The sequence below is a fragment of the Mycobacterium sp. NPDC004974 genome (genome assembly GCF_053600815.1).
In genome coordinates this window covers 77,041-98,659 of sequence record NZ_JBSGAQ010000018.1, presented here as the reverse complement: position 1 = coordinate 98,659, position 21,619 = coordinate 77,041, and the positions used below count along the sequence as shown (strand labels likewise).

Below are 21,619 nucleotides of genomic sequence, written 5' to 3'. Positions count from 1 at the left end.
ATGAGCACAACCGCAGCACCTTTCACCGCCACCATCCTCGGGTCACCTCGAATCGGGCCCAACCGCGAGCTCAAGCGCGCCGTCGAGAAGTACTGGTCGGGTCGTATCGACCGAACAGAACTCGAATCAGTGGCCGCCACCTTGCGACGCGACACCTGGGCGTCGCTCGTCGCGGCCGGACTCGATTCGGTCCCGATCAACACCTTCTCCTACTACGACCAGATGCTCGATACCGCAGTTCTGGTCGGTGCGCTGCCGACGCGGGTCAGTGGGATCGCCGATGATCTCGACCGCTACTTCGCCGCCGCCCGCGGGAACGACGAAATCGCGCCCCTGGAGATGACCAAGTGGTTCGACACCAACTACCACTACCTGGTTCCGGAACTGCGCCCGGACACGACCTTCTCCCTGAACGCGGCCAAGGTGCTGGGTGAGCTGGAAGAGGCGCGCGCACAGGGGGTTCCGGCCCGGCCGGTGATCATCGGGCCCGTCACGTTCCTGTCTTTGTCCAAGGCCGTCGACGGAGCGGGCGCGCCGGCCTCGCGGCTCGACGAGCTCGTCGAGGTGTACGCCGAACTGCTGGGCGTGTTGGCAGATCGGGGTGTCGAGTGGGTCCAGATCGACGAGCCGGTGTTGGTGACCGACATGGTCGACAACGCCGCCGAACTGGCCACCCGTGCCTACGGCCGGCTGGGCGGGCTGACCAAGCGGCCCGCGATTTCCGTCGCGACCTACTTCGGCGAGCTGACGGATGCGCTCCCGGCCCTGGCCCGGACCGCGGTCGAGGCCATCGGCATCGATCTGGTGGCCGGTTCTGCTGCCGCTCTGGCCGCCGTGCCCGAGCTGAAGGACAAGCTCCTGGTGGCCGGTGTGGTCGACGGCCGCAACATTTGGCGCACCGACCTGGAACGGGCCCTGGACTCACTGGGCGCGCTCCTGGGGAACGCGGGAGCGGTGGCAGTGTCGACGTCCTGCTCGACGCTGCATGTCCCGTACGCGCTCGACGCTGAAGCGGATATCGATGCGGTACTGCGTAGTTGGCTGGCCTTCGGGGCTGAGAAGGTCGATGAGGTCGCGGTCTTGGCGCGAGGTCTCAGGCAGGGGCGCGACGCGATCTCGGCCGAGATCACGGAATCCAACGCCACCATTGCCTCCCGCACATCCGATCCACGGCTGAACAACGGCCAGGTCCGGGCGCGGATCTCGGCGATCGTGGCCTCCGGCGCCGAGCGTGGGCAGGCCGATCGGCGCCGCACCGCCCAACAGGACCGGCTGAAGCTGCCCGCCCTGCCCACCACCACGATCGGGTCCTACCCGCAGACCACGGCCATTCGTATCGCTCGCGCCGACCTCCGGTCCGGCAAGATCGACGCCGCGGAATACCAGCGACGGATGAAGGCCGAGATCGCCGACGTCATCGCCTTGCAGGAACAGCTGGGGCTGGACGTGCTCGTGCACGGAGAGCCCGAACGCAATGACATGGTGCAGTACTTCGCCGAACAACTCGACGGGTTCTTCGCCACGCAGAACGGCTGGGTTCAGTCCTACGGCAGCCGGTGCGTGCGGCCGCCGATCCTCTACGGGGACGTGGTCCGGCCGGAGCCGATGACGGTCGAGTGGATCAGCTATGCCCAGTCACTCACGGACAAGCCGGTCAAGGGCATGCTCACCGGGCCGGTCACCATCCTGGCCTGGTCGTTCGTCCGCGACGATCAGCCGTTGGCGGACACGGCATTTCAAGTGGCCCTGGCGATCCGGGATGAGACGGTCGACCTGCAGTCGGCGGGTATCGCGATCATCCAGGTCGATGAGCCGGCACTCCGCGAGCTGTTGCCGCTGCGTTCGAAGGACAAGAACGCCTACCTGCGGTGGGCGGTCGATGCGTTCCGGCTGTCCACCTCAGGCGTCGCCGACTCCACGCAGATCCACACCCACCTCTGCTATTCGGAGTTCGGTGAGGTGATCGGGGCGATCGCGGACCTGGATGCGGATGTCACGTCGATCGAGGCGGCCCGTTCGCACATGGAGGTTCTCGGAGATCTCAATGCCGCCGGATTCTCCAACAGCGTCGGCCCGGGTGTCTATGACATCCATTCGCCGAGGGTGCCTGGCGTGGAGGAGATCACGACGGCACTGCGCGAGGCACTCGAATCGGTTCCCGCCGAACGGCTCTGGGTCAACCCCGACTGCGGCCTGAAGACGCGAACCACCGATGAGGTGACCGAGTCGCTCAGGCATATGGTCCGCGCTGCAGCGAAAGTGCGTGCAGGATAGCGTCGCTTGTCTGGCCGACCGTGGGTCTTGTGCACGCAATCGCGTCGATTCCCGTGCACGAGACCCACGCTCGTTCGGCTAACCGAACTCGACGACATTGGTCGGTGCCCGGAAGCGCTCGAGCCGCCTGGACCGGTAGACGAGGCCCGCGGCACGGGACAGGACCTTGCCCCGGCCCGCCGGCATATCGAGCTCGTACACAGCGAGAACGCCTGGGATGGAGCGTAACTCGTCGTACCGGTCTGCAGTGAATGAGAACGGCATCGGTGGCGCGGTGTACTGCTTGCTGAGCCTGATGCCACGTCGTTGCGAGTACCAGCTCAGAAACCGCGGGACGCTGTCGAAGATCAGCTGTCCTCCGGGAAATCGGGCGGCACAGGCTGCGATGAGATCGAATACCGCGTCATGCTCCAGGTATTGGAACAATCCCTCGGCGGTGATGAGCACGCCGTTGGTTGCGTCCACCTGATCCATCCAGGAATGGTCGAGTGCCGACTGCGCCAGGTACCGGAGCCGGTCCGAAGCCGGGAGTAGTTGCTGACGCAGCCGCACGATCGGCTCCAAGTCCACCGAAAGCCAGGTCATTTCACCGTTGTCGAGACGCCAGAAGCTGGTCTGCAGCCCCTCGGCCAGGGCGACCACACTGGCGCGGCGGTGCGTCTGCAGGTATCGCCGCGAAGCGACGTCGAACGCCAGGGCGCGCAGGGCGGTGGCCTGGTGGGTCCGGCCGAAATGGTGATAGTCGTAGCCGAGGCCGTCACGCAGTGTGATCGCCATCGGGTCCTCGATGACGCCGTCAGGCCGGGCGGCCTCCGTCGCCCTCTGGTGCAGAGTCAGTAGCGCGGTTTCCGATACCGCGGTCAGATGACGCGCGTCGATCACTGGCATGGCACGACCGTACCCGTCGGCCCCTGAGCGCGTGCACGTGCGCAGCGCCGTCGAGAGTCGTTGCCCTGGTTCACAGGTCACTGCCACACACCGCGGGAACTTTCTGGTTCCCGTCACCGACTAGTGAAGGACAAGGCGAACTCGTGCAGGTTCGCGCTGCCGGTCGACGCTTGTGCAAGGAGGTGATGACGTGACTGGCCCACATTGGCTGGCGGTGCCCCCAGAGGTGCATTCCGCGTTGTTGAGCACGGGCCCCGGTCCCGGATCACTTCTCGCCGCAGCCGGGCAGTGGCATGCGCTGAGCGCTCAATACAGCGCGGTAGCAGCCGAACTGACGCAGATCCTGGCCGAGGTGCAAGCCGGTAGCTGGGAAGGTCCCAGCGCGGCGCAGTATGTGGCTGCTCATGGCCCCTACCTGGCGTGGCTGGAACAGGCCTCAGCCGACAGTGCCATCACCGGTACACAGCACGAGATGGTTGCAGCTGCCTACAGCAGCGCCCTGGCGATCATGCCAACGCCGGCGGAACTCGCTGCCAACCACGTCGCCCACGGCGTGCTGTCGGCCACCAACTTCTTCGGCGTCAACACCATTCCGATTGCCCTCAACGAAGCCGATTACGTGCGGATGTGGCTGCAGGCGGCCGAGGTGATGATGACCTATGAGGCGGTTGCGGCGAGCGCCTATTCTGCTGTTCCACCACCGCGGCTGGCCCCTTCGATCCTCGCGCCGGGTGGTGAGGCACGGAGTGAGCAGCAGCGTACGTCCGGTTCAGCGTCGGACAACCAGCCGCTGAACGACATCTGGCGACTGATCTCCGACCTCATCGCGGGTGCGGGCAATCCCGAAAAACTGCTTGAGACGTTTCAGCAGCTCTTCGGGAAACTGGGGTTCAACCCGGCCGAGGCCGCCATACTCGCGGCGATCGCGCTGGTGCTGTACGACATGCTCTGGTATCCGTACTACGCCTCGTATTCGCTTCTGCTGCTGCCGTTCTTCGCGCCCGCACTCAGCGCATTGAGCGCGCTGGGTGCGCTGGCGCTCCTGCAGAACAAGGCGCCGCCGGCGAGCGTGTTACCGGCTCCCGTCGAGGTCGCCGCCGGCCACCGCGCTGCGCCGAGCGCCCACGCGGGCCTGGCATTGACCCCGTCCGGAGTCTCCAGCGCGGTTCCGCAGACCAGTAGTTCCGGTCCCAGCGGGCCCACCACAACCAGTGCGAGCGGCTCGGCGGCATCACCGATCGTGACCTATGCCGTCCCCGGTCTGGATCCGCCCGCCGTGGCATCGGGGCCGAAATCCGGCACCGAATCCCCTGACAGCATGGCAGATATCCTGACCGCCGTAGCCGCGGCGCGAGCAGCCGCCATCGACCGCAGCCGTCGAAAACAGACCAGCCGGAAACGAGACCGGGCCCGGAGTTATCGCCACGAGTTTCTGGCCGCCACCGACACTGCGGAGGCCGCGGCCGAAGACCCGGTCCTCGGCCGGCCCGTACCACCCACGTCCAGCGGGACGGGTGCAGGCACCCTCGGCTTCGCCGGTGTCGCGCCGGTGGCCACGAGTACCCCCGCCGCCGGGATGGTCCAGCGGTCATTCGACAGTGCCGGAGAGTCGGTCCCGATGCTTCCCGCGACGTGGGTTGGCAGTCCGGATCGCGAATAGCGGGAACTTTCAATCGGTTTGACGCGACCTATCCGATAGCGCCGCACCACCGGCGCAGCGCAGAGCTGAACGAGGAGAAGAGTTGACGCTGAACGTGAAAGGGGCGGGGCTCGGGGCGCAAGTCACGGGAATCGACCCCAAGAATCTCGACGGCATCACGAGGGAAGAGATCCGTGAGATCGTCTATCAGAACAAGCTGGTCATTCTGAAAGACCTTCATCCGACTCCTGAAGAGTTCCTCGAACTGGGGCGCATCGTCGGCGACATCGTCACGTACTACGAGCCGATCTATCACCACAAGGACCACCCGGAGATCTTCGTCTCCTCGACCGAGCAGGGCCACGGCGTACCCAGGACCGGTGCGTTCTGGCACATCGACTACATGTTCATGCCCGAGCCCTTCGCATTCTCCATGGTGCTTCCGCTGGCCGTCCCCGGTGAGGATCGGGGGACCTACTTCATCGATCTCAACAAGGTGTGGGAATCCGTGCCGGACACCGTGCGGGACCCGGTTCGCGGAACATTCGCGACCCATGATCCCCGGCGCCACATCAAGATTCGCCCGCATGACGTCTACAAGCCGATCGGCGAAGTCTGGGACGAGATATCCAAGACCACGCCGCCGATCAAATGGCCGACGGTGATCAGGCACCCGAAGACCGGGCAGGAGATCCTCTACATCTGCGCATCGGGCACCACGAAGATCGAGGATGAGCACGGACACGTCCTGGAGCCCGCCGTTCTGCAGGAACTCATGACGGCCACCGGGCAACTCGACGCGGATTTCACATCGCCGTTCATCCACACCCAACACTATGAGGTCGGCGATGTTGTGTTGTGGGACAACCGGGTTCTGATGCACCGGGCGAAACACGGCACCACACCAGGCACTTTGACGACTCATCGGCTGACCATGTTGGACGGCCTCAAGACACCGGGATATGGGGTATGAGCATGAGCACCGCCGAGACACTATCGATGACGACTGGTGGGTACGACACCTCCGACATGGCGCCGATCCCGGAAGATCTTCTGGTCAAGGTGCTGGAACCCTATTCCTACAAAGGGTGTCGCTATCTACTCGACGCGGAGTACGAAGCCACCGAGACCTCCGTGCTCGCGGTTGGGAACTTCAGCATCAAAGAGCCCGCGTACATTCGCGACACCGGGCACTTCAACGCTGCGGAATGGGTGCTGTGCTTCAACCAGCTCGCCTACAGCGCCTTCGCCCCGGCCATCCTCAACGAGCAGATACCCGAATTCCGGGGCTGGTCGATGGAGGACTACTTCAACTACCAGCTCCCCAGCATGCTGATCAAGACCACGGCGTCACGTTTCAGGCGCCCGATCAAATCTCACAAATTCTCGGCGCGCCTGCTGTGCAAGGACTTCGAGGTCGTCGATCGAACGATTCGTTATCTCAAGATTCCGTGCACGGTCGAGTTCTGGGATGAGGACGGCGGGTCCGCGTCCGGCGAAGTCGAGCTGGCGGCGCTCAACATCCCCTGACATCGGTACGAAAGCGGCTTGACACAGCTATGACATACCCACCATCCACGGTTCTGGCACGCATCGGCGAGAGGGCACGACAGCAGCCCGAGGCGATCGCGTTACGTCGCTGCGACGGAACCAGCGTGTTGCGCTACCGCGACCTCATGGCCGAAGTAGACAGGCTTGCAACCGATCTCGGGTCTCGATCGGTCTCGCGGGGCACTCGTGTGTTCGTCGTATCCGACAACGGTCCCGAGACTTACCTGTCGGTATTGGCGTGCGCGAAGGTCGGTGCGATCGCTGTCATGGTGGACGGCGGCCTGCCCCCGGCGACCATCGACCGGTTCGGCGAGATCGCCACCCCCGGTGCGGTTCTCATCACACCGGGATGCCGGCTGCGGACCGCCGAGCTCGGATCGCTCCGGTCGGTGCCTGCCTTCGCCGTCGACATCTCCGCCGGCGCAACCGAGTGCGTCGGAGATCCGGGTTCAGATGAGGCACCCGTCGGGGGAGCCGACCATCCGCTGGCGATGATCTTCACCAGTGGTACGACGGGCACGCCGAAGGCCGTACTGCTGGCGAATCGAACCTTCTATTCCGTCGCCGACATCCTGCAGCGGGAGGCATTGACGTGGGTTGACTGGATCGTCGGCGAAACCACGTACTCACCGTTGCCCGCGACGCACATCGGCGGACTGTGGTGGATCCTCAACTGCCTGATGCACGGCGGGCTGTGTATCACCGGCGGTGAGAACGGGATGTCCATCGGGGAGCTTCTCGCCACGAACGATGTTGCGACGACCTGCCTGGTTCCCACCCTGTTGACCCGACTGGTGTCCGAGCTGCGGTCCACCGGCGCACCGGTCCCGCCGTCACTACGGATGGTCGGATATGGCGGTTCCCGCGCCATCGCTTCCGACGTCAGCTTTGTGGAGGCGGCCGGTGTTCGTACCGCACAGGTCTACGGTCTCAGCGAAACCGGTTGTACCGCACTGTGTCTTCCCACCGATGACGGGTCGATCGCCAGAATCGAAGCCGGTGCCGTAGGCCGGCCCTATCCCGGCGTGGACGTGCACCTGGATGGCGACGGCAGCGGACCGCCCACACGTTCGGGTGCTGATTCTGCTGCCTCAGGCACCCTGTGGATCAAGTCTCCGGCGAACATGCTGGGGTACTGGGAAAATCCCGAGCGGACCGCCGAAACTCTGGTCGACGGGTGGGTGAACACCGGCGATGTCCTGGACCGGCACGATGACGGCTTCTTCTATATCAGGGGAAGGTCATCGGAGATGATCATCTCCGGAGGCGTCAACATCGCGCCCGATGAGGTGGACCGCATCGCCGAAGGTGTTGCCGGCGTCAGCCAGGCAGCCTGTTACGAAATCCCCGACGAGGAGTTCGGTGCGCTGGTGGGTCTGGCGGTGGTCGCATCGGCAAATCTGGATGAATCAGGCGCCAGGAAGCTCAAACACGCCATTGCGGCGCGCTTCCGGAAGGAGTCCGAGCCGATGGCCAGACCGTCGACAATCAGGTTCGTGCAAGAGATTCCACGAACCCAGTCCGGCAAGATCGTGCGTGCGGCACTGGGTGTGGTTGCCGGTGGCTGAGACGCTGCGACGCGATATTCTCGCTGCGCTCTCGGAGGTGCTCTACGTCGACGAAACAGATCTCGTCGACGGTGATGCCACAGACCTGAGGGATCTCGGGCTGGACTCGGTTCGATTCGTGCTGTTGATGAAGCACCTCGGCATCGATCGGGAATCAGACGTACCGCGGCGACTGGCGGACAACCTGTCGATCGCGGGCTGGGTCCGGGAGTTGGAGAAGCTGGGTGAATCTGTCTGAAAGCGCGTATGCGCAACGTATTCCGTTGAGCCGCTCACAGCAGAACATCTACAACGGAGTGGTGCAGGACGCTGATCCCCATCTGTATCTGATCGGTAGGCGCTACCGGTTCCAGCCGATGCCGTCGGCGGAATTCCTGGCCGCGTTGGCGCGGACGATTCTCGCCAACCCCGTTCATTTGTGCGTATTGGAGGCGCAGTCCGAGTCCGGCGGATACCCGGAGCTCGTGCCCCGACTCGACATCGATGACGTTGTGCGCGTGTGCGGCAGCGCTGACGAAGGGGCCGTGACCGGCGAGGACGGACTGGCACACGAGTGGGGATCGGGCATTCTCGCAAAGCCATTGGCGCGCTACACCGTGTCCGTCGACGGCAACGGCCTGGTGCGTGGCCTCGCTGCCCGTGCGCACCACATCTTGCTCGACGGCGGCGCGATCGGAATCATCGAAGCTGACCTGGGACATGCCCTCGCGACCGGTGGCGCGGCCCATACCGCCTGTGTCCGTGACGGTCTGGCCGACGTCGCTGCCGCACACGGCCGGGAGGCGAGCCGTATCGACGAATCGCTGCAGCGGCTCACCAATGTCGTGCAGCGTGAGCTCAGTGCGGCCGCCGGGCGGGGCGCGTATGGGCACACCGCCGACGATGTTCCCGCATCCGCGGCCAAGGGAATTCTCACGGAGTCCGTCGTGATCGGGGGAGCGGACTACGACGAAGTCCTCGCCTTGGCCGACCGCGAGAATGTCCCGCTCAACGTGCTTGTCGCGGCGGCGGCGACGGCTGTGGACGCGAGTGTTCGTCAAGCCACCGATGGTCTTCTGGTACACGCGGTGGACAACCGCTTCGGTGATCCTGCTCTCGGTGTCGCGACGTGCCTGGTCAACTCGATCGCGCAGCCGGTTCGGTTCCCGCCCCATGCATCGGTCGCAGACGTGGTGCGCACCGTGGATCGGGGCTATGTGAGGGCCGGCCGGCACCGCTGGTTGCGTGAAGAGCACTACCGCCGAATGTATCTGGCGATCAATCGGACAACCTCCGTGGAGGCGCTGACGCTCAATTTTCTGCGGGAGCCCTGTGCGCCCGCACTGGCGCCGTTCCTGGCCGACGCACCGGAGACGTCGGACATCGGCCCGATCGAGGGCATCACTGTGGCGGGCGTGCTCGACGAGCAACGACGCAGGCTCACCGTCAACGTCTGGAACAGAGCTGATCTGCCGCGGCAGAAGGCCGGTGACGTGGCAGCCCGGGTGGCGTCCGCACTGAAATCCATGACAACGATGTGGGATCTCCCCATCGCGGCCGCCGTCGGTGAGTGGCGCGGGGTCGACGGCGACGGGCGGCTGCGTTCGGGTTCGCACGAGCATGAACCTGAGGAGCCGGCGATCCCCGCGTGGTTCCTCGCTCGCCGCGAATCGGTCGGTGAATGTCGGCGACAGCGCGACCATGTCGATCCGTGGATCGCCTGGCTGCTCCAGATCGGTGCCGGGCCAGGCGATGTGATGGTTTTCACCGACGACGATACCGACACGGTGATCGACCTCATGATCGCATGTCACCTGGCCGGCTGCGGTTACAGCGTGTGCGAGAGCAGCGATGAGGTGGTACCGCGGGCCGAAGCCATCAGCGAACACGGCAACGGCATCTCCGTGCATGCCGTCGACGTCGAGTCGGTGAATGTCTCCCGATTCCGCGGTGACGAGCGTCGTCGCCTGGTAGACGCTCGCGTCGAACAGATAGTGAACGACCCGCGGCTCGCCACCAGGACCGCCTATGTCATGCCCACCTCCGGATCGACCGGTGAGCCCAAACTCGTGCATGTCAGCCATGGTTCGCTTGCGACGTTCTGCGCCGGGGTGACACGGGCCTACGGTTGGGGACCGGACGACACCATCCTCCAATGTGCACCGCTGACATCCGATATCAGCGTTGAAGAGGTCTTCGGTGCCGCGTTGAGCGGGGCGGCACTCATCCGTTCGGCCGCGATGAAAGCCGGTGATCTGCAGGCGCTCACCAGAGACCTGCTGGCATGCGGGGCGACAATCGTGGATCTGCCCACCGCCCTGTGGCATCTGTGGTGTGAGGACGTCGACACGATCTCCGGCATCGGCCGTTCTCATCTGCGGCAGGTCGTCATCGGCGGTGAGCCCATCCGGCCGGGCGCTGTCGACAAGTGGATCAATACCGCCGGCGCCGAGAACATCTCGCTGGTGTCGAGTTATGGCCCGACAGAGACCACGGTTGTGGTGACCTACCTGCCGATCGTTGACGGCGGCCGAGTGGTCGAGCACGGTGCGCGTTCGCGACTGGGGCCACCTGTCGTCGCGAACTCGGTAGTGGTCGCATTCGGCGAAGTCGTGGTGGTGGGGGAGATGGTGACCGATGGCTATCTGGGTTTGGACAGTGCCGATTTCGGGTCGGTGGCCACCACCTGCGGCGCACGGCGACGCGCCTATGCGACTGGCGACCGGGTAACTGTCGATGGCGCCGGCTTCCCGATGTTCGCGGGGCGCAAAGACGCGGTCGTCAAGATCTCGGGCAAGCGGGTCGACACCGCCGGGATCACCAGGCGCGTCGCGGCGGACCCGGCGGTCGTCGATGTCGCCGTGGAACTTCGCAACGGCGGTCTTTCGGTGTGGTTCGAGACCCGGCGGACCCGCCACGGCGGCGAGGACCCTGCTGCGGCCGCACGGATCAGGAGCGTCCTCGTGGATTCGCGGGTGTCTTCGTTCGTCGTTTCGGGTGTCGCGCGCATTCCCCGAAAACCCAACGGGAAGACCGACACCGCAAGGCTGCACACTTCAGTCGCTGCCGGACAACGCCGGCAAGCCGACACGGACTCCGCTGACCGGGCGGCCGGACTCGCCGGAATGTGGAGCGCACACCTCGACAGGTTGATCACACCCGACACGTCGCTGCTGAGTGAGGGCATCGGGTCGTTGGATCTCGTCCGAATCCTGCCCGATACGCGCAGGTATCTCGGCAGGCAGGTTTCGATTCTTGATCTGATCAGTGCCGATACCGCGGCGAACCTGGTCGACGACGTGTCGACGAGCGACAGCTGGATGGACGGCGACACCGCTGCCGAGATCGAACGTGACTTCGCCGCCCTGGCGACGCGCCACCCCCGCGGGGTGTCCAACCCACGGCGATCATCACCCCACCACGGCACCGAGCCGATCCTGGTGGTGGGCGCGTCAGGAATTCTGGGGACCGGATTCGCCGAGGCGATTGTGGACCTGGCGCGGTCGGGCGAACACCGCCCTGATGTGGTTCTGGCCATGAGGTCGGTCCCACCCGGCCACGGGATCTGGGCAGAGCTTCGCAGCGCGCCGGGCGTACGCATCGAACACCTCAGTCCCGGCTCCGGTTCGGCGGAGCTGGAGACGCTGATCCGCGAGACCGGAACGCGAACCCTGGTCAACTGCATCGGCAACACGAACGTGGTGGTTCCGTACCGCGAACTCCGTTCGGCCAACGTGGAATCGGTGGCGAACATGACCGAGGCGTGCACGGCTACCGGCGCCAGATTTGTGCACCTGTCGACGTATGTCGTCAATTCGGCTGTCACGGCGCCACAAGTTGTCGACCCGCGTCAGGCTCCGTACCCGTATGCCGCAGCCAAGGCGCTCGCGGAATTGTCAGTGGCGGGGGCCGGCGGGGAGCTCGACTTCACGATCGTGCGCCTGCCCCGGGTCCTCGGCACACCCGAACAGGTACGGGGGTCCGCCGACATCCTGGTTTCGATCGTCGATGCCTGTCACGCGCTACAGGCCTGTCCTGCAGTGGAATTGACCGAGGAAGTGACGACCGGACACGCAGCGGCGAGGGCCATTCTGCGCAGGTTGCCGGGGTTCGGCGCATCCGACGAGCTGGGCTGCGGGGTCGACGTGATGCGCGGGCAGGCAATGGCGTACCGGGAGGTGCTCGGTGCTGTGGCCGCCGAAGAGGTCGACGTTCATGAATGGAAGCGCCGGCTCGATGAAAGTGCTTGGGCGAAGGCCAATCCACGGCGTTGGTCGGTGATCGACGCATGGATCAGCCTGGGATTGAGGCTCGCTGGACGTTCCTATGCGGAGTACCTGGCCGAGTACCCGGCTCTCCCGCTGGGAACCCGCACCGTCGGTGAGCTCGTGGCGGCACCGCCGTCGTTACAGGCACTGCTCGCCCAGGGATGTTCGGGAACTCAACGCGGTGGTCCGACGACCAATCAACCAGACGCCACGAGACAGTGAGGAATGGCAGTGACTGACGTAGCCGCACAACATACCGAGACATCAGATACCAGACGGATCCAGCTCGACGTGACCGGAATGTCCTGCGGAGCGTGCTCGCGCCGGGTCGAGAACAAGCTGAACAAGATCGACGGAGTGCAGGCCTCGGTCGCCATCTCCACAAAGATCGCGACGATCGACGCCCGGCGTGACATCAGTGTCGCCGACCTCTGTGACGCCGTTGAGCAGGCCGGTTACCACGCCGAAGAGCGCACCGCCGGCGCCGACGGCGACGCGGTGTCCGCGCCTGACGGGCCGCCGGAGAAACGCTCCTCGGTGGTGGCCAGGGCCATCCGCTGGGTGACCGTCGGGCACATGGGCGGCTGAATATCTGCCGGGAGCTGCCGACGTGGCGGTGCGATGGCGAGAACACCGTCGCCGGTGTCGCCTGCCCTAGCCGGTCAGATCGTCCCGTTCGGCCGCTGCAATGAGATCTTCGCGTGCGCGTGCCACCCGTGAACGGATGGTGCCGACCGGGCAACCGCACACCTCGGCGGCTTCCGCATAGGACAAGCCGAGGACCTGGGTCAGCAGCAGAGCGTGCCGCCGGTCGGGGTCCAGGCCGTCCAGCAAGAGGCGGATCTCCACCATCTTCTCGAACCCACCGACCGGGCGGTAGCTGTCGAGGACCTGCTCGACGTCCACTCCGTGCTGGGTGCGTGGCCGGCTTTGCTTGTGCCGAATCTGGTCGACCACCACGCGCCGAGCGATCGACAGCAGCCAGGTACGGGCAGACGACCGGCCGCTGAATCGGGGGAGCGCGGTGATGGCGCGGATGAAGGTCTCTTGCGTCAGGTCGTCGGCCGATCCGGCATCGCCGAGGTAGGCGACGGTTCGCCAGACGTCGGTCTGGGTGGCCCTGATGAATTGCTCGAGCGCCGCGGAATCACCGCGGCCGGCGGCGAAGGCCAGCCGCGTAACGTGGTCCTCGCCGCGTTCGGTAGTCACAGCCCTCGACATTATTCGATGTCGCCCGGGAACTCCGCATCGGGCCGGAGCGACTACATATTCGGTGACGTATGCCACCGAGGTGGTGAGTGAGCAATTGGGAGTAGTGGTGACAACAGCAACCGTCCCCGACAGTGAGGCGACCCAGCGCATTGCGCTCGACGTCACAGGAATGTCGTGTGGGGCCTGCGCTGCCCGCGTGGAGAACAAACTCAACAAGGTCGACGGGGTACGCGCGTCAGTGAACTTCGCCACACGCGTCGCCACCGTGGAAGCCACCCCGGACGTCGGCGTCGAGCAGTTGTGCGCGGTGATCGAGCGGGCCGGCTACCAGGCCGCCCCCCGCACCGAACGCTCCACGACCGACGTCGACCCCGATGCCGACCATGCCCGCAGCCTCCTCCGGCGCCTGGCGATCGCTGCCGTTTTGTTCATCCCGCTCGCCGATCTGTCGGTGATGTTTGCCGTGGTGCCCGACACCCGGTTCGCCGGGTGGCAGTGGGTGCTCACCGCGTTGGCGGCACCGATCGTCACGTGGGCCGCATGGCCGTTCCATCGCAGTGCGCTTCGCAATGCCCGGCACGGAACCTCAACCATGGAGACCTTGATCTCCATCGGCGTCACCGCCGCCACCGTGTGGTCCATGTACACGATCTTCTTCGACCACCAGACCTACCATGCTGCGGGCGTCTGGCAGGCGCTGCTGGGAAGCGATGCCATTTACCTCGAGGTTGCCGCGGGCGTAACGGTTTTCGTGCTCGCGGGCCGTTACTTCGAGGCGCGGGCCCGCTCGCGCGCCGGAGGAGCCCTGCGGGCACTTGCCGCGCTCGGTGCCAAGTCGGTGACGGTGCTGCTCGCCGACGGCAGCGAGCTCGTGCTGCCCGCGGACGAGCTCAAGGAAGGCCAGCGTTTCGTCGTTCGTCCCGGTGAGGCCATCGCGGCCGATGGTCTTGTGGTGAGCGGGGCGGCCGCAGTGGACGTCAGCGCGATGACCGGAGAGTCGAAACCGGTACAGACACAAGAAGGTTCGAGTGTCGTGGGCGGCACCGTCGTCCTCGACGGCCGCTTGATCGTCGAGGCCGCCGCGGTGGGACCGGACACCCGGTTCGCCGGGATGGTCCGCCTGGTCGAGCAGGCACAGGCCCAGAAGGCCGACGCGCAGAGGCTGGCCGACCGCATCGCCGCGGTGTTCGTGCCGTGTGTGCTCGTGATCGCCGCGGCCACCGCCATCGGTTGGCTGTTGGTCGACGGCGATGTCAACCGAGCGGTATCAGCTGCCCTGGCGGTCCTGGTGATCGCCTGCCCGTGCGCGCTGGGACTGGCGACCCCGACCGCGATGATGGTGGCCTCGGGGCGCGGCGCCCAGCTGGGCATCTTCCTCAAAGGCCATCGCGCCCTGGAGGCGATCCGCGCGGTCGACACCGTCGTGTTCGACAAAACCGGCACCCTGACCACCGGACAACCTCAGGTCATCACCGTCGCGGTGGCCGAGGGGTGGACCGAGGACGAGGTCCTCGGACATGCGGCAGCAGTCGAGTCGGCATCCGAACATCCCGTGGCGCACGCGATCGTCACTGCCCGCGCGGGTCGCGACGTCGCCCCGGTCGAGGACTTCCAGGCGTTCGCGGGCCACGGTGTGGCCGGCTCGGTGGACGGCATGGCCGTGGTCGTCGGACGTCCCGCCTGGGTAACCCGCGATCGGGTGGTACCTGCCAACCTTGCGGCTGCGCGCAAGACGGGCGAGTCGCAGGGCCAGACAGTCGTATTCGTCGCGCACGGCGATACCGTCTGCGGCGCCATCTGCATCGCCGACGCCGTCAAGGAGTCGGCGGCCGGTGCCATCGCACGCCTCCACGCGGAGGGCATGAAAACCATGCTCTTGACCGGTGACAATGCCGCGACGGCCGCCGCGATCGGGGCGGCCGTGGGCATCGATGATGTGGTCGCCGAGGTACTGCCCGAGGACAAGGTCGGCGCGATCGAGAAACTGCGCGATCAGGGCCGGGTGGTGGCCATGGTCGGCGACGGGATCAACGATGGTCCCGCTTTGGCCTGTGCCGACCTGGGCCTTGCCATCGGCCGGGGGACCGACGTCGCCATCGGCGCGGCCGACATCATCCTGGTCCGTGACAACCTCGATTCGGTCCCGCAGGCCCTGGGCCTGGCCCGCGCGACCATGCGGACCATCCGGGTCAACATGATCTGGGCCTTCGGCTATAACGTCGCGGCGATTCCGATCGCCGCGGCAGGCCTGCTCAACCCGTTGATCGCAGGTGGGGCGATGGCGGTGTCGTCATTCCTGGTCGTGTCGAACAGCCTGCGGTTGCGCAACTACGGCACGGTCCAACCGAATACCTTCAGCGATTCTCAATCGCCGGCGCCGGCGCGCATATCCGGCTGAGACGAATTCAGCGGGGCCAAGCAGACGCCCAGCCATGTTGCGGTCAGCGCTGCGGCGGTCACGGTGCCGAGTGCCGCCGGAAGCCAGGAGGCGGTGTGTGCGGTGTGATGCCACCAGAACGCCCCGGCGCCGTCAACGGTGGCCAGCGCTGACACGCAGGTCGCCATGCAGCACCATCGAAATCGACGACGCGCCAACGCGAATGCCGACATCGATGCCGCCAGGGCGAACAGGGCCAGTGCCACCAGTGATATCCACTGCCCACCACGAGTACCCGCAGAAGCCGCTTCGCCGCTCGCTCTCAGTGCCACGGCCATCGCCGCCAGCGTCGTTGCCGTGGCCGCCAGGACACGGGCGCGCGCCGGGCTGATCCACACATCCTCGAACACCCGCCGTTCGATCGCCCTCAACTCGGTCTCGACCGCCGCAGCCATGTCTCCGGGCACGGGCACGTGTTGTGACTCATGCATGCGCGACACATCCTCTACATCTCGTAGTTCTGCCGATCGGTGACATCTGGGATCCAGGGACGGTCAGCCAATGTGTATCTCGATGGCCCTACCCATTGGTCGGTGGCACGACGAGATTAGTTCCGTTGCGGCCTGATCAGCAGGCACTGGGCGTAATCTCACATGCATGACCAGCAATGAAACAGCCGGATCGACGAAGTGCGACAACCCGAACTGTACGTGCGAAAACTGCACCTGCGGGAGCAACTGCACCTGCGGTTCCGACACCGCCGAATGACTTAGGAACCGGCTGCTGTCCGGGCCGGATCGGTACGACCGGGTGCAACTCAGCGCCGGGTGCGAGAAAGCTCGTGAAGCATCGCGTTGTAGGCGTCGAGTTCGTCGTCGTACCCGCGGTCGCTGTGGCGGTCCTCGCGGGCTCCGGCTCGGCGGTCCTGGCGTGCCCACTGGGCGACCAGGGCGACCACCACGATGATCACGGGTACCTCGCTCGATCCCCACGCGATGGCGCCGCCCAGGTGTTGGTCATCCGAGATGCTCTGCAGCCAGGGCAGATTGACGGATCGGTAGAAACTCTCCCCGAGGGATGAGGTCATCGTCATCGTGGCGATGCCGAAGAAGGCATGGAACGGCATCACGGCGAACAGCAGCCCGAGCCGCCCCAGGAAGGGGAGTCGCCGCGGCCCGGGGTCGATGCCGATGATTCCCCAGTAATACAGATAGCCGGTCAGCAGGAAGTGCACCGTCATGAACTCGTGGCCCCAGTGATACCGGATCAAGGTGTCGAACAGGGGCGTGAAGTAGACGAGGTAGAGCGACCCGACGAACAAGACGAACGCCGTCACCGGGTGCGACAGGAATCGCGTCACAGGTGCATGCACGAACCACACCAGCCACTCGCGAGGCCCAGGTGCCGCACCTTTCGACGCGCTGGGCAGCACACGTAGGGCGAGCGTGACGGGTGCACCGAGGACCAGAAGCACCGGGACGAACATGTTCAGCGCCATGTGTTCACCCATGTGCACGCTGAACATCGCCGATCCGTAGGCACGTACGCCGGAACTCGTGGTGATCAGCAAGGCCGCGCAACCCAGGGTCCAGGCGATGGTGCGTCCGACCGGCCAGTGGTCACCGCGTCGCCGCAGACGCGCCGCAGCGACGAGATAGCCCAGTGCGAGCACGATGGCTGCCGTACCGATCAGCGGATCGAACCGCCATACGGTGATCAAGCTGACCGGACTCGGGGGTGCATCGAGTTGGTAGCCCAAAAAGACGTCCCACGTTGAGAACTCGTGCACCGTGAACCGGGGCGGCACACTGTTCGCGGCGAGCGCCACCGCGGCGGTGACGACGATCATCGCGGCCGCGGACACGGTGTTCGCCAGTCGCGACGGGGTGCGGCGCGTCAGCAGAAGTGCGCCGTCGCCCACCCACACCAGCATCAGCAGCACCCCGGCGACGAGCACGGCCAGCCCGTAGGTCGACCCCAGGATCGGCAACCCGCCCAACATCAGTGTGGCCAGGAGGGCGCCGTAGACGATGGTGACTGCCCCGCACGCCAGCTGCAGCACTTGGACCCGGCGTCGAACCACGACGTCGCGTAATCCGGCGGCGGCGATCTTGGTTCCGGCCCACACCGCGATCGCCACGGCGAAGACGATCACCGCGCTCGTGGCGATGTCATGGTCCGGACCCTGCCCGGCGTTGCCGGTGACAGGTACTGCGATCACCCCGATCAGGGCAGGCAGCAGCGCCACGCAGTGTCCGATCCAGCGGAGGGTGAATCGTATGCCGACGGCCAACACCAGCGCGCAGATCGCCGCCGCGCACCACCCCCGCGCGACCTCTGACGCCGCGATGGCGCTACCCAGGCCGGGACCGGCGACGAGCCGGTCGACGGGGAATCCCGCGTCAGCGGATGCAGAGACGACCACCATCGCGGTGGCGCAGCCGGCCCAGACGATCGCGGCACGTTCGACCAGCAGATGCGCTGGAAAGGATCCCGCGTCGATTCGCCCGTCGTCACGCGGTGTTGCGGTCGTCACAATCCAGACAAGCGCTCCGGCGCAGACGGCACCGGCCAAGGTGGCGGCCCAGTGTCCGAGCAGTCGGGCGGCGCTGGTGAACGTTCCCGGGTCAGCGATCCCCGCGGCAGCCAGCCGTTGTGCGCCCAGCTGCAACGAACACATGACCAGCACCACGGCGCAACCCACGACGGTGCCGAACAGCGTCGAGCGTCCCCACCGCACGCTGGCCCCACCGGGCATCTGCACACGCGACATAGTCGAACCGGCCTTCCGCCGCGGAAACCAACGAAACGTCGCGGCCATGTGAGTCTACGACAACGTGTCGTAGTACTGATGGTGTGGGAACTTTGGTGCCGCCGCCTGCGACCAACGGAGGATGGCCGACGCTCGAAGACAGGACTTGGAATGATCGCCGATCTTGCACTCCGGTGGGTTGTGACGATGTTGTTTGCCCTGAGTGCTGCCGAGTGCACCTACGCCTTGGTGCGCTCTCGTGGCCGTCTGACCGACGCGGTGAGCCAGGTGTTCCACCTGACAATGGCCGTCGCGATGTTGGTGATGGCCTGGCCGCGCGGTGCGGAGCTGCCGACAGTGGCCCCGATGTTCTTCTTCTTGGCCGCCGCCGTCTGGTTCGTGGCAGGCATCCTGCGCGCCGGCACGACCCAAAGCCGCCTGGACGACGGCTATCACGCCGCGATGATGCTGGCGATGGCCTGGATGTATGCCGCCATGAACGGCAATGTGCTTGCGCGCCCTACCGAAACGATGGCCGAGGGTGGCCACGACATGCATGCGATGCACACGACCGGACACCATGCCGGCGGCACGGCGATGGCCATGGAACCGATGTCGGTGCAGCCGCTCTGGATCCCGGCGATCAACTGGCTGTTGACGATCGGTTTCGTGATCGCCGCCGCTGTCTGGCTGTACCGCTACTTTGCGGCGCGTCAGCAGTCCGAAACGTCGCCGTTCTCGCATTTCGGCACGTTGTGCCGGGCGATGATGGCTGCCGGCATGGCGATCATGTTCGGCGTCATGTTGTAGCAGTTCAGGCGGCGGGGTCGTCGGCTGCGCGGAGATGACGACGGGTGGGCGTGGCCGGGCCCGATTCGTCATCCTCGCCGTGTGCCCGGGGAGACGGGTCCTGCGGGCGAGTTGCGCGCGACGCCAAGACCGAAAGGACCGCAGCCACAGCCACCGGCAGATGGCTCAGGATCCGGACCGGTGTCACCTGGCCGGCAATCGCATCCGACACCACGTAATAGGCGAGGAATCCGCAGTAGATCACCAGCACGCAGGCCAGACCCGGGGCGATGCGATGGCGGAAAGCCATTGCCACGGTCGCGATTCCGAGCGCGGCCGACCACGCCGTGGACTCGTTCAGCAGATGAGCTCCGCTGGCCGATCCATGATGTGCGGCAACCATTCCGAAATTCATTCCGACGGCCTGGGCGACCGCCAAAACCACCTGGGCAACCCCGATGACGACGATTGCGACGGTCAGTAGGTGCCGGCTCAGCCACTGTCCGAGGCCACCCAGCGCGCCTTTCCTGCGGTCGGGGCGTCCGTTCACCGTGCCCATCAACCCGGCGTTGGCCAGATCGCGCAGCTGCAGGGCCAGGGTTCCCGCCTTGTCGTACCAGGCGGCGCAGTCCCGGCAATCACGCAGATGCTCGTCGACGCGCGCAGAGGGGACCGGCTCACGCTCCCCGTCGAGGCGCGCCGAAAGCGCCTCTCGTGCCACCACGCAGTCCACCGGGCCATTGTCCCGCATTGACCTCGGCGATTGCACACCTGCTCGGCTCTGCGACCGCAACCTTCGGAGATGCCGCTCAAACTGTCGGTGAGTAGGGAAGGTTGCTGCTGGTCTCCGGGTCGACGTGGACCGGCCTGCCGACATATGGGAAAGCGCGTTGCGGGCAGGTCGGCCGGTCGCAGATCCGGCAACCCGCGCCGATGGGCACCGTGGCTTCAGGATCGCCCAGATCGATGCCGACCGAATAAACCAGCTTGTCGGCGTGGCTGACATCGCAGCCGAGCCCGATGGCGAAACTCTTGGGCGTCCCCAGGTACCGGCTGGGGGTCGAGGTGGATGTCTTCGCGATCCAGAAGTAGCTGCGGCCGTCGGGCATCTGCGCCACCTGGGTCAGGAACTCGCCAGGGCGGGAGAACGCATGGTGCACCACCCACAGCGGGCAGTTCCCGCCTACCCGGGAGAAGTGAAACGCCGTGGCGGACTGACGTTTCGAGATGTTCCCCGCACTGTCGGTGCGGACGAAGATGAACGGTACTCCGCGCGCATCCGGGCGCTGCAGGGTAGACAGCCGATGACAGATGGTCTCGAATCCGACCTCGAAGCGACGGGCCAGCTGATCGATGTCGTACCGCAGGTCCTCGGCGGCGGACAGGAACATCCGGTAGGGGAGCAGGAGGGCGCCGGCGAAGTAGTTCGCGAGCCCGATACGCGCCACATCCCTTGCCTCTGAGCTCAATTGGTCGTCGGTGGCGACAATGGTGCTGATCAGTTCGGAGTGCATCAGCAAGGCGATCTGGGTGGCGAGCTGAAATGCGCGCTGGCCCGGTAACAACCAGCGCGCGACGTACAGCGTGCCGGCCTCGGGCAGGTACCGGCGTTTCATGCTGGGGCCCAGCACATCTCCGTCGTCCACGATCACCGAAATGCCGTACTCCGAGGACAGCAGCTCGGCCAGTTGCCGGTCGAGCCCGCCGATCTGCAGACGGTGGCGGGCGAAGAGGTCCTCGGCGGCGCGGTCGAGCGCGTCGACGTAATTGCGGCGGTCGTAGAAGAAGTCGCGGACTTCTTCGAACGGCATGGGTTGTTGCGCACCGGCCTGCGCATCCAGGTTGGCCCGACCGTGCACGGCCTCAAGCTCCGCGGTGGCATCGTGCAGACGGCGATGCATGCTCACGAGGGTCTGGCCGACCTCCGGCATGCGGGCGACAAGCTCTTCGATCTGAGCGGTGGTGGCACCGTCGGCCAGGACTTCGCGCAGGTCCGACACCAGTCGCGCGTCGGCATCGGGGGCGAAGTACTGGGTCGGCAGGTCGAAGCGATCGGACAGTGCCAACAACACCGGGACGGTGATCGGCCGCTGGTCGTTCTCGAGTTGGTTGACGTAGCTCGTCGACAGTCCCAGCGCACGCGCCAGCGCGACCTGCGTGAGGCCTCTCTCATCTCGTAGCCGCCTCAGGCGGGCACCCGCGAATGTTCTCGCCACCGCTGCCGAGGTTACGCCCATCCGCGTTCGCAACATTCGCAAATTTGCTTACCAAAGGACACAAAAATACGCATTTACAGGTGGTTTCCCTGGTGATCGCCGCTGC

Annotated in this window: 16 protein-coding genes; 10 read left to right on the top strand and 6 right to left on the bottom strand. The window is 65.8% G+C overall.

The window, feature by feature from the left end; translation table 11 throughout:
• Positions 1-2,274, top strand: a complete 2,274-nt coding sequence (gene metE / locus ACWEFV_RS29400; RefSeq protein WP_450072771.1) for a 5-methyltetrahydropteroyltriglutamate--homocysteine S-methyltransferase — start codon at positions 1-3, stop codon at positions 2,272-2,274.
• Positions 2,275-2,352: 78 nt separating this feature from the next.
• Here metE and ACWEFV_RS29395 read toward each other — a convergent pair whose 3' ends face one another.
• The gene (locus tag ACWEFV_RS29395; RefSeq protein ID WP_450072770.1) at positions 2,353-3,162 is read right to left on the bottom strand and encodes a class I SAM-dependent methyltransferase; all 810 of its coding nucleotides are present in this window, start codon (positions 3,160-3,162) and stop codon (positions 2,353-2,355) included.
• Positions 3,163-3,352: 190 nt separating this feature from the next.
• Here ACWEFV_RS29395 and ACWEFV_RS29390 point away from each other — a divergent pair, with 190 nt between their 5' ends.
• The 7 genes from ACWEFV_RS29390 to ACWEFV_RS29360 all read left to right on the top strand — a co-directional run bounded on the left by ACWEFV_RS29390 (position 3,353) and on the right by ACWEFV_RS29360 (position 12,755).
• On the top strand, positions 3,353-4,822 hold the full coding sequence (locus ACWEFV_RS29390) for a PPE domain-containing protein (RefSeq protein WP_450072769.1): 1,470 nt from the start codon (positions 3,353-3,355) through the stop codon (positions 4,820-4,822).
• Between the two features lie 82 nt (positions 4,823-4,904).
• On the top strand, positions 4,905-5,774 hold the full coding sequence (gene scoE, locus ACWEFV_RS29385) for a (3R)-3-[(carboxymethyl)amino]fatty acid oxygenase/decarboxylase (protein ID WP_450072768.1): 870 nt from the start codon (positions 4,905-4,907) through the stop codon (positions 5,772-5,774).
• A gap of 2 nt (positions 5,775-5,776) precedes the next feature.
• Positions 5,777-6,331, top strand: a complete 555-nt coding sequence (locus ACWEFV_RS29380) for an FcoT family thioesterase (RefSeq protein ID WP_450072767.1) — start codon at positions 5,777-5,779, stop codon at positions 6,329-6,331.
• Between the two features lie 29 nt (positions 6,332-6,360).
• Positions 6,361-7,920: a fatty acid--CoA ligase FadD10 gene (fadD10, locus tag ACWEFV_RS29375; RefSeq protein ID WP_450072766.1), complete on the top strand. Its 1,560-nt coding sequence runs from the start codon at positions 6,361-6,363 to the stop codon at positions 7,918-7,920.
• 4 nt (positions 7,921-7,924) lie between these two features.
• Positions 7,925-8,158 (top strand): acyl carrier protein, encoded by a 234-nt coding sequence (locus tag ACWEFV_RS29370; protein WP_135460166.1) that lies wholly within the window; start codon positions 7,925-7,927, stop codon positions 8,156-8,158.
• On the top strand, positions 8,145-12,389 hold the full coding sequence (locus ACWEFV_RS29365; RefSeq protein WP_450072765.1) for an AMP-binding protein: 4,245 nt from the start codon (positions 8,145-8,147) through the stop codon (positions 12,387-12,389). The genes ACWEFV_RS29370 and ACWEFV_RS29365 overlap by 14 nt, the downstream gene beginning before the upstream one ends.
• Before the next feature lie 9 nt (positions 12,390-12,398).
• Positions 12,399-12,755 carry a cation transporter gene (locus ACWEFV_RS29360; RefSeq protein ID WP_450072764.1) on the top strand — a complete coding sequence of 119 codons (357 nt, stop codon included), beginning with the start codon at positions 12,399-12,401 and terminating at the stop codon, positions 12,753-12,755.
• 66 nt (positions 12,756-12,821) lie between these two features.
• Here the strand turns inward: ACWEFV_RS29360 and sigC are convergent, their stop codons facing one another.
• Positions 12,822-13,388 carry an RNA polymerase sigma factor SigC gene (sigC, locus tag ACWEFV_RS29355; RefSeq protein WP_450072763.1) on the bottom strand — a complete coding sequence of 189 codons (567 nt, stop codon included), beginning with the start codon at positions 13,386-13,388 and terminating at the stop codon, positions 12,822-12,824.
• 97 nt (positions 13,389-13,485) lie between these two features.
• Here sigC and ACWEFV_RS29350 point away from each other — a divergent pair, with 97 nt between their 5' ends.
• A complete protein-coding gene (locus ACWEFV_RS29350; RefSeq protein WP_450072762.1) occupies positions 13,486-15,777 on the top strand; it encodes a heavy metal translocating P-type ATPase in 2,292 nt (763 codons plus the stop codon).
• On the opposite strand, the gene ACWEFV_RS29345 is transcribed toward ACWEFV_RS29350, so the two are convergent.
• Together ACWEFV_RS29345 and ACWEFV_RS29340 are read right to left on the bottom strand one after the other, a co-directional pair.
• Complete coding sequence (locus tag ACWEFV_RS29345) at positions 15,744-16,247, bottom strand: hypothetical protein (RefSeq protein ID WP_135456515.1); 504 nt, start codon at positions 16,245-16,247, stop codon at positions 15,744-15,746. The genes ACWEFV_RS29350 and ACWEFV_RS29345 overlap by 34 nt on opposite strands.
• A 326-nt stretch (positions 16,248-16,573) precedes the next feature.
• Complete coding sequence (locus tag ACWEFV_RS29340; protein ID WP_450072761.1) at positions 16,574-18,529, bottom strand: cytochrome c oxidase assembly protein; 1,956 nt, start codon at positions 18,527-18,529, stop codon at positions 16,574-16,576.
• A gap of 150 nt (positions 18,530-18,679) precedes the next feature.
• Between ACWEFV_RS29340 and ACWEFV_RS29335 the strand changes: the two genes are divergently transcribed.
• On the top strand, positions 18,680-19,318 hold the full coding sequence (locus tag ACWEFV_RS29335) for a DUF5134 domain-containing protein (RefSeq protein ID WP_450072805.1): 639 nt from the start codon (positions 18,680-18,682) through the stop codon (positions 19,316-19,318).
• A gap of 4 nt (positions 19,319-19,322) precedes the next feature.
• Here ACWEFV_RS29335 and ACWEFV_RS29330 read toward each other — a convergent pair whose 3' ends face one another.
• Together ACWEFV_RS29330 and ACWEFV_RS29325 are read right to left on the bottom strand one after the other, a co-directional pair.
• A complete protein-coding gene (locus tag ACWEFV_RS29330; protein ID WP_450072760.1) occupies positions 19,323-20,030 on the bottom strand; it encodes a DUF2275 domain-containing protein in 708 nt (235 codons plus the stop codon).
• Between the two features lie 76 nt (positions 20,031-20,106).
• On the bottom strand, positions 20,107-21,549 hold the full coding sequence (locus tag ACWEFV_RS29325) for a short-chain fatty acyl-CoA regulator family protein (protein ID WP_450072759.1): 1,443 nt from the start codon (positions 21,547-21,549) through the stop codon (positions 20,107-20,109).
• Positions 21,550-21,619 lie beyond the last annotated feature (70 nt).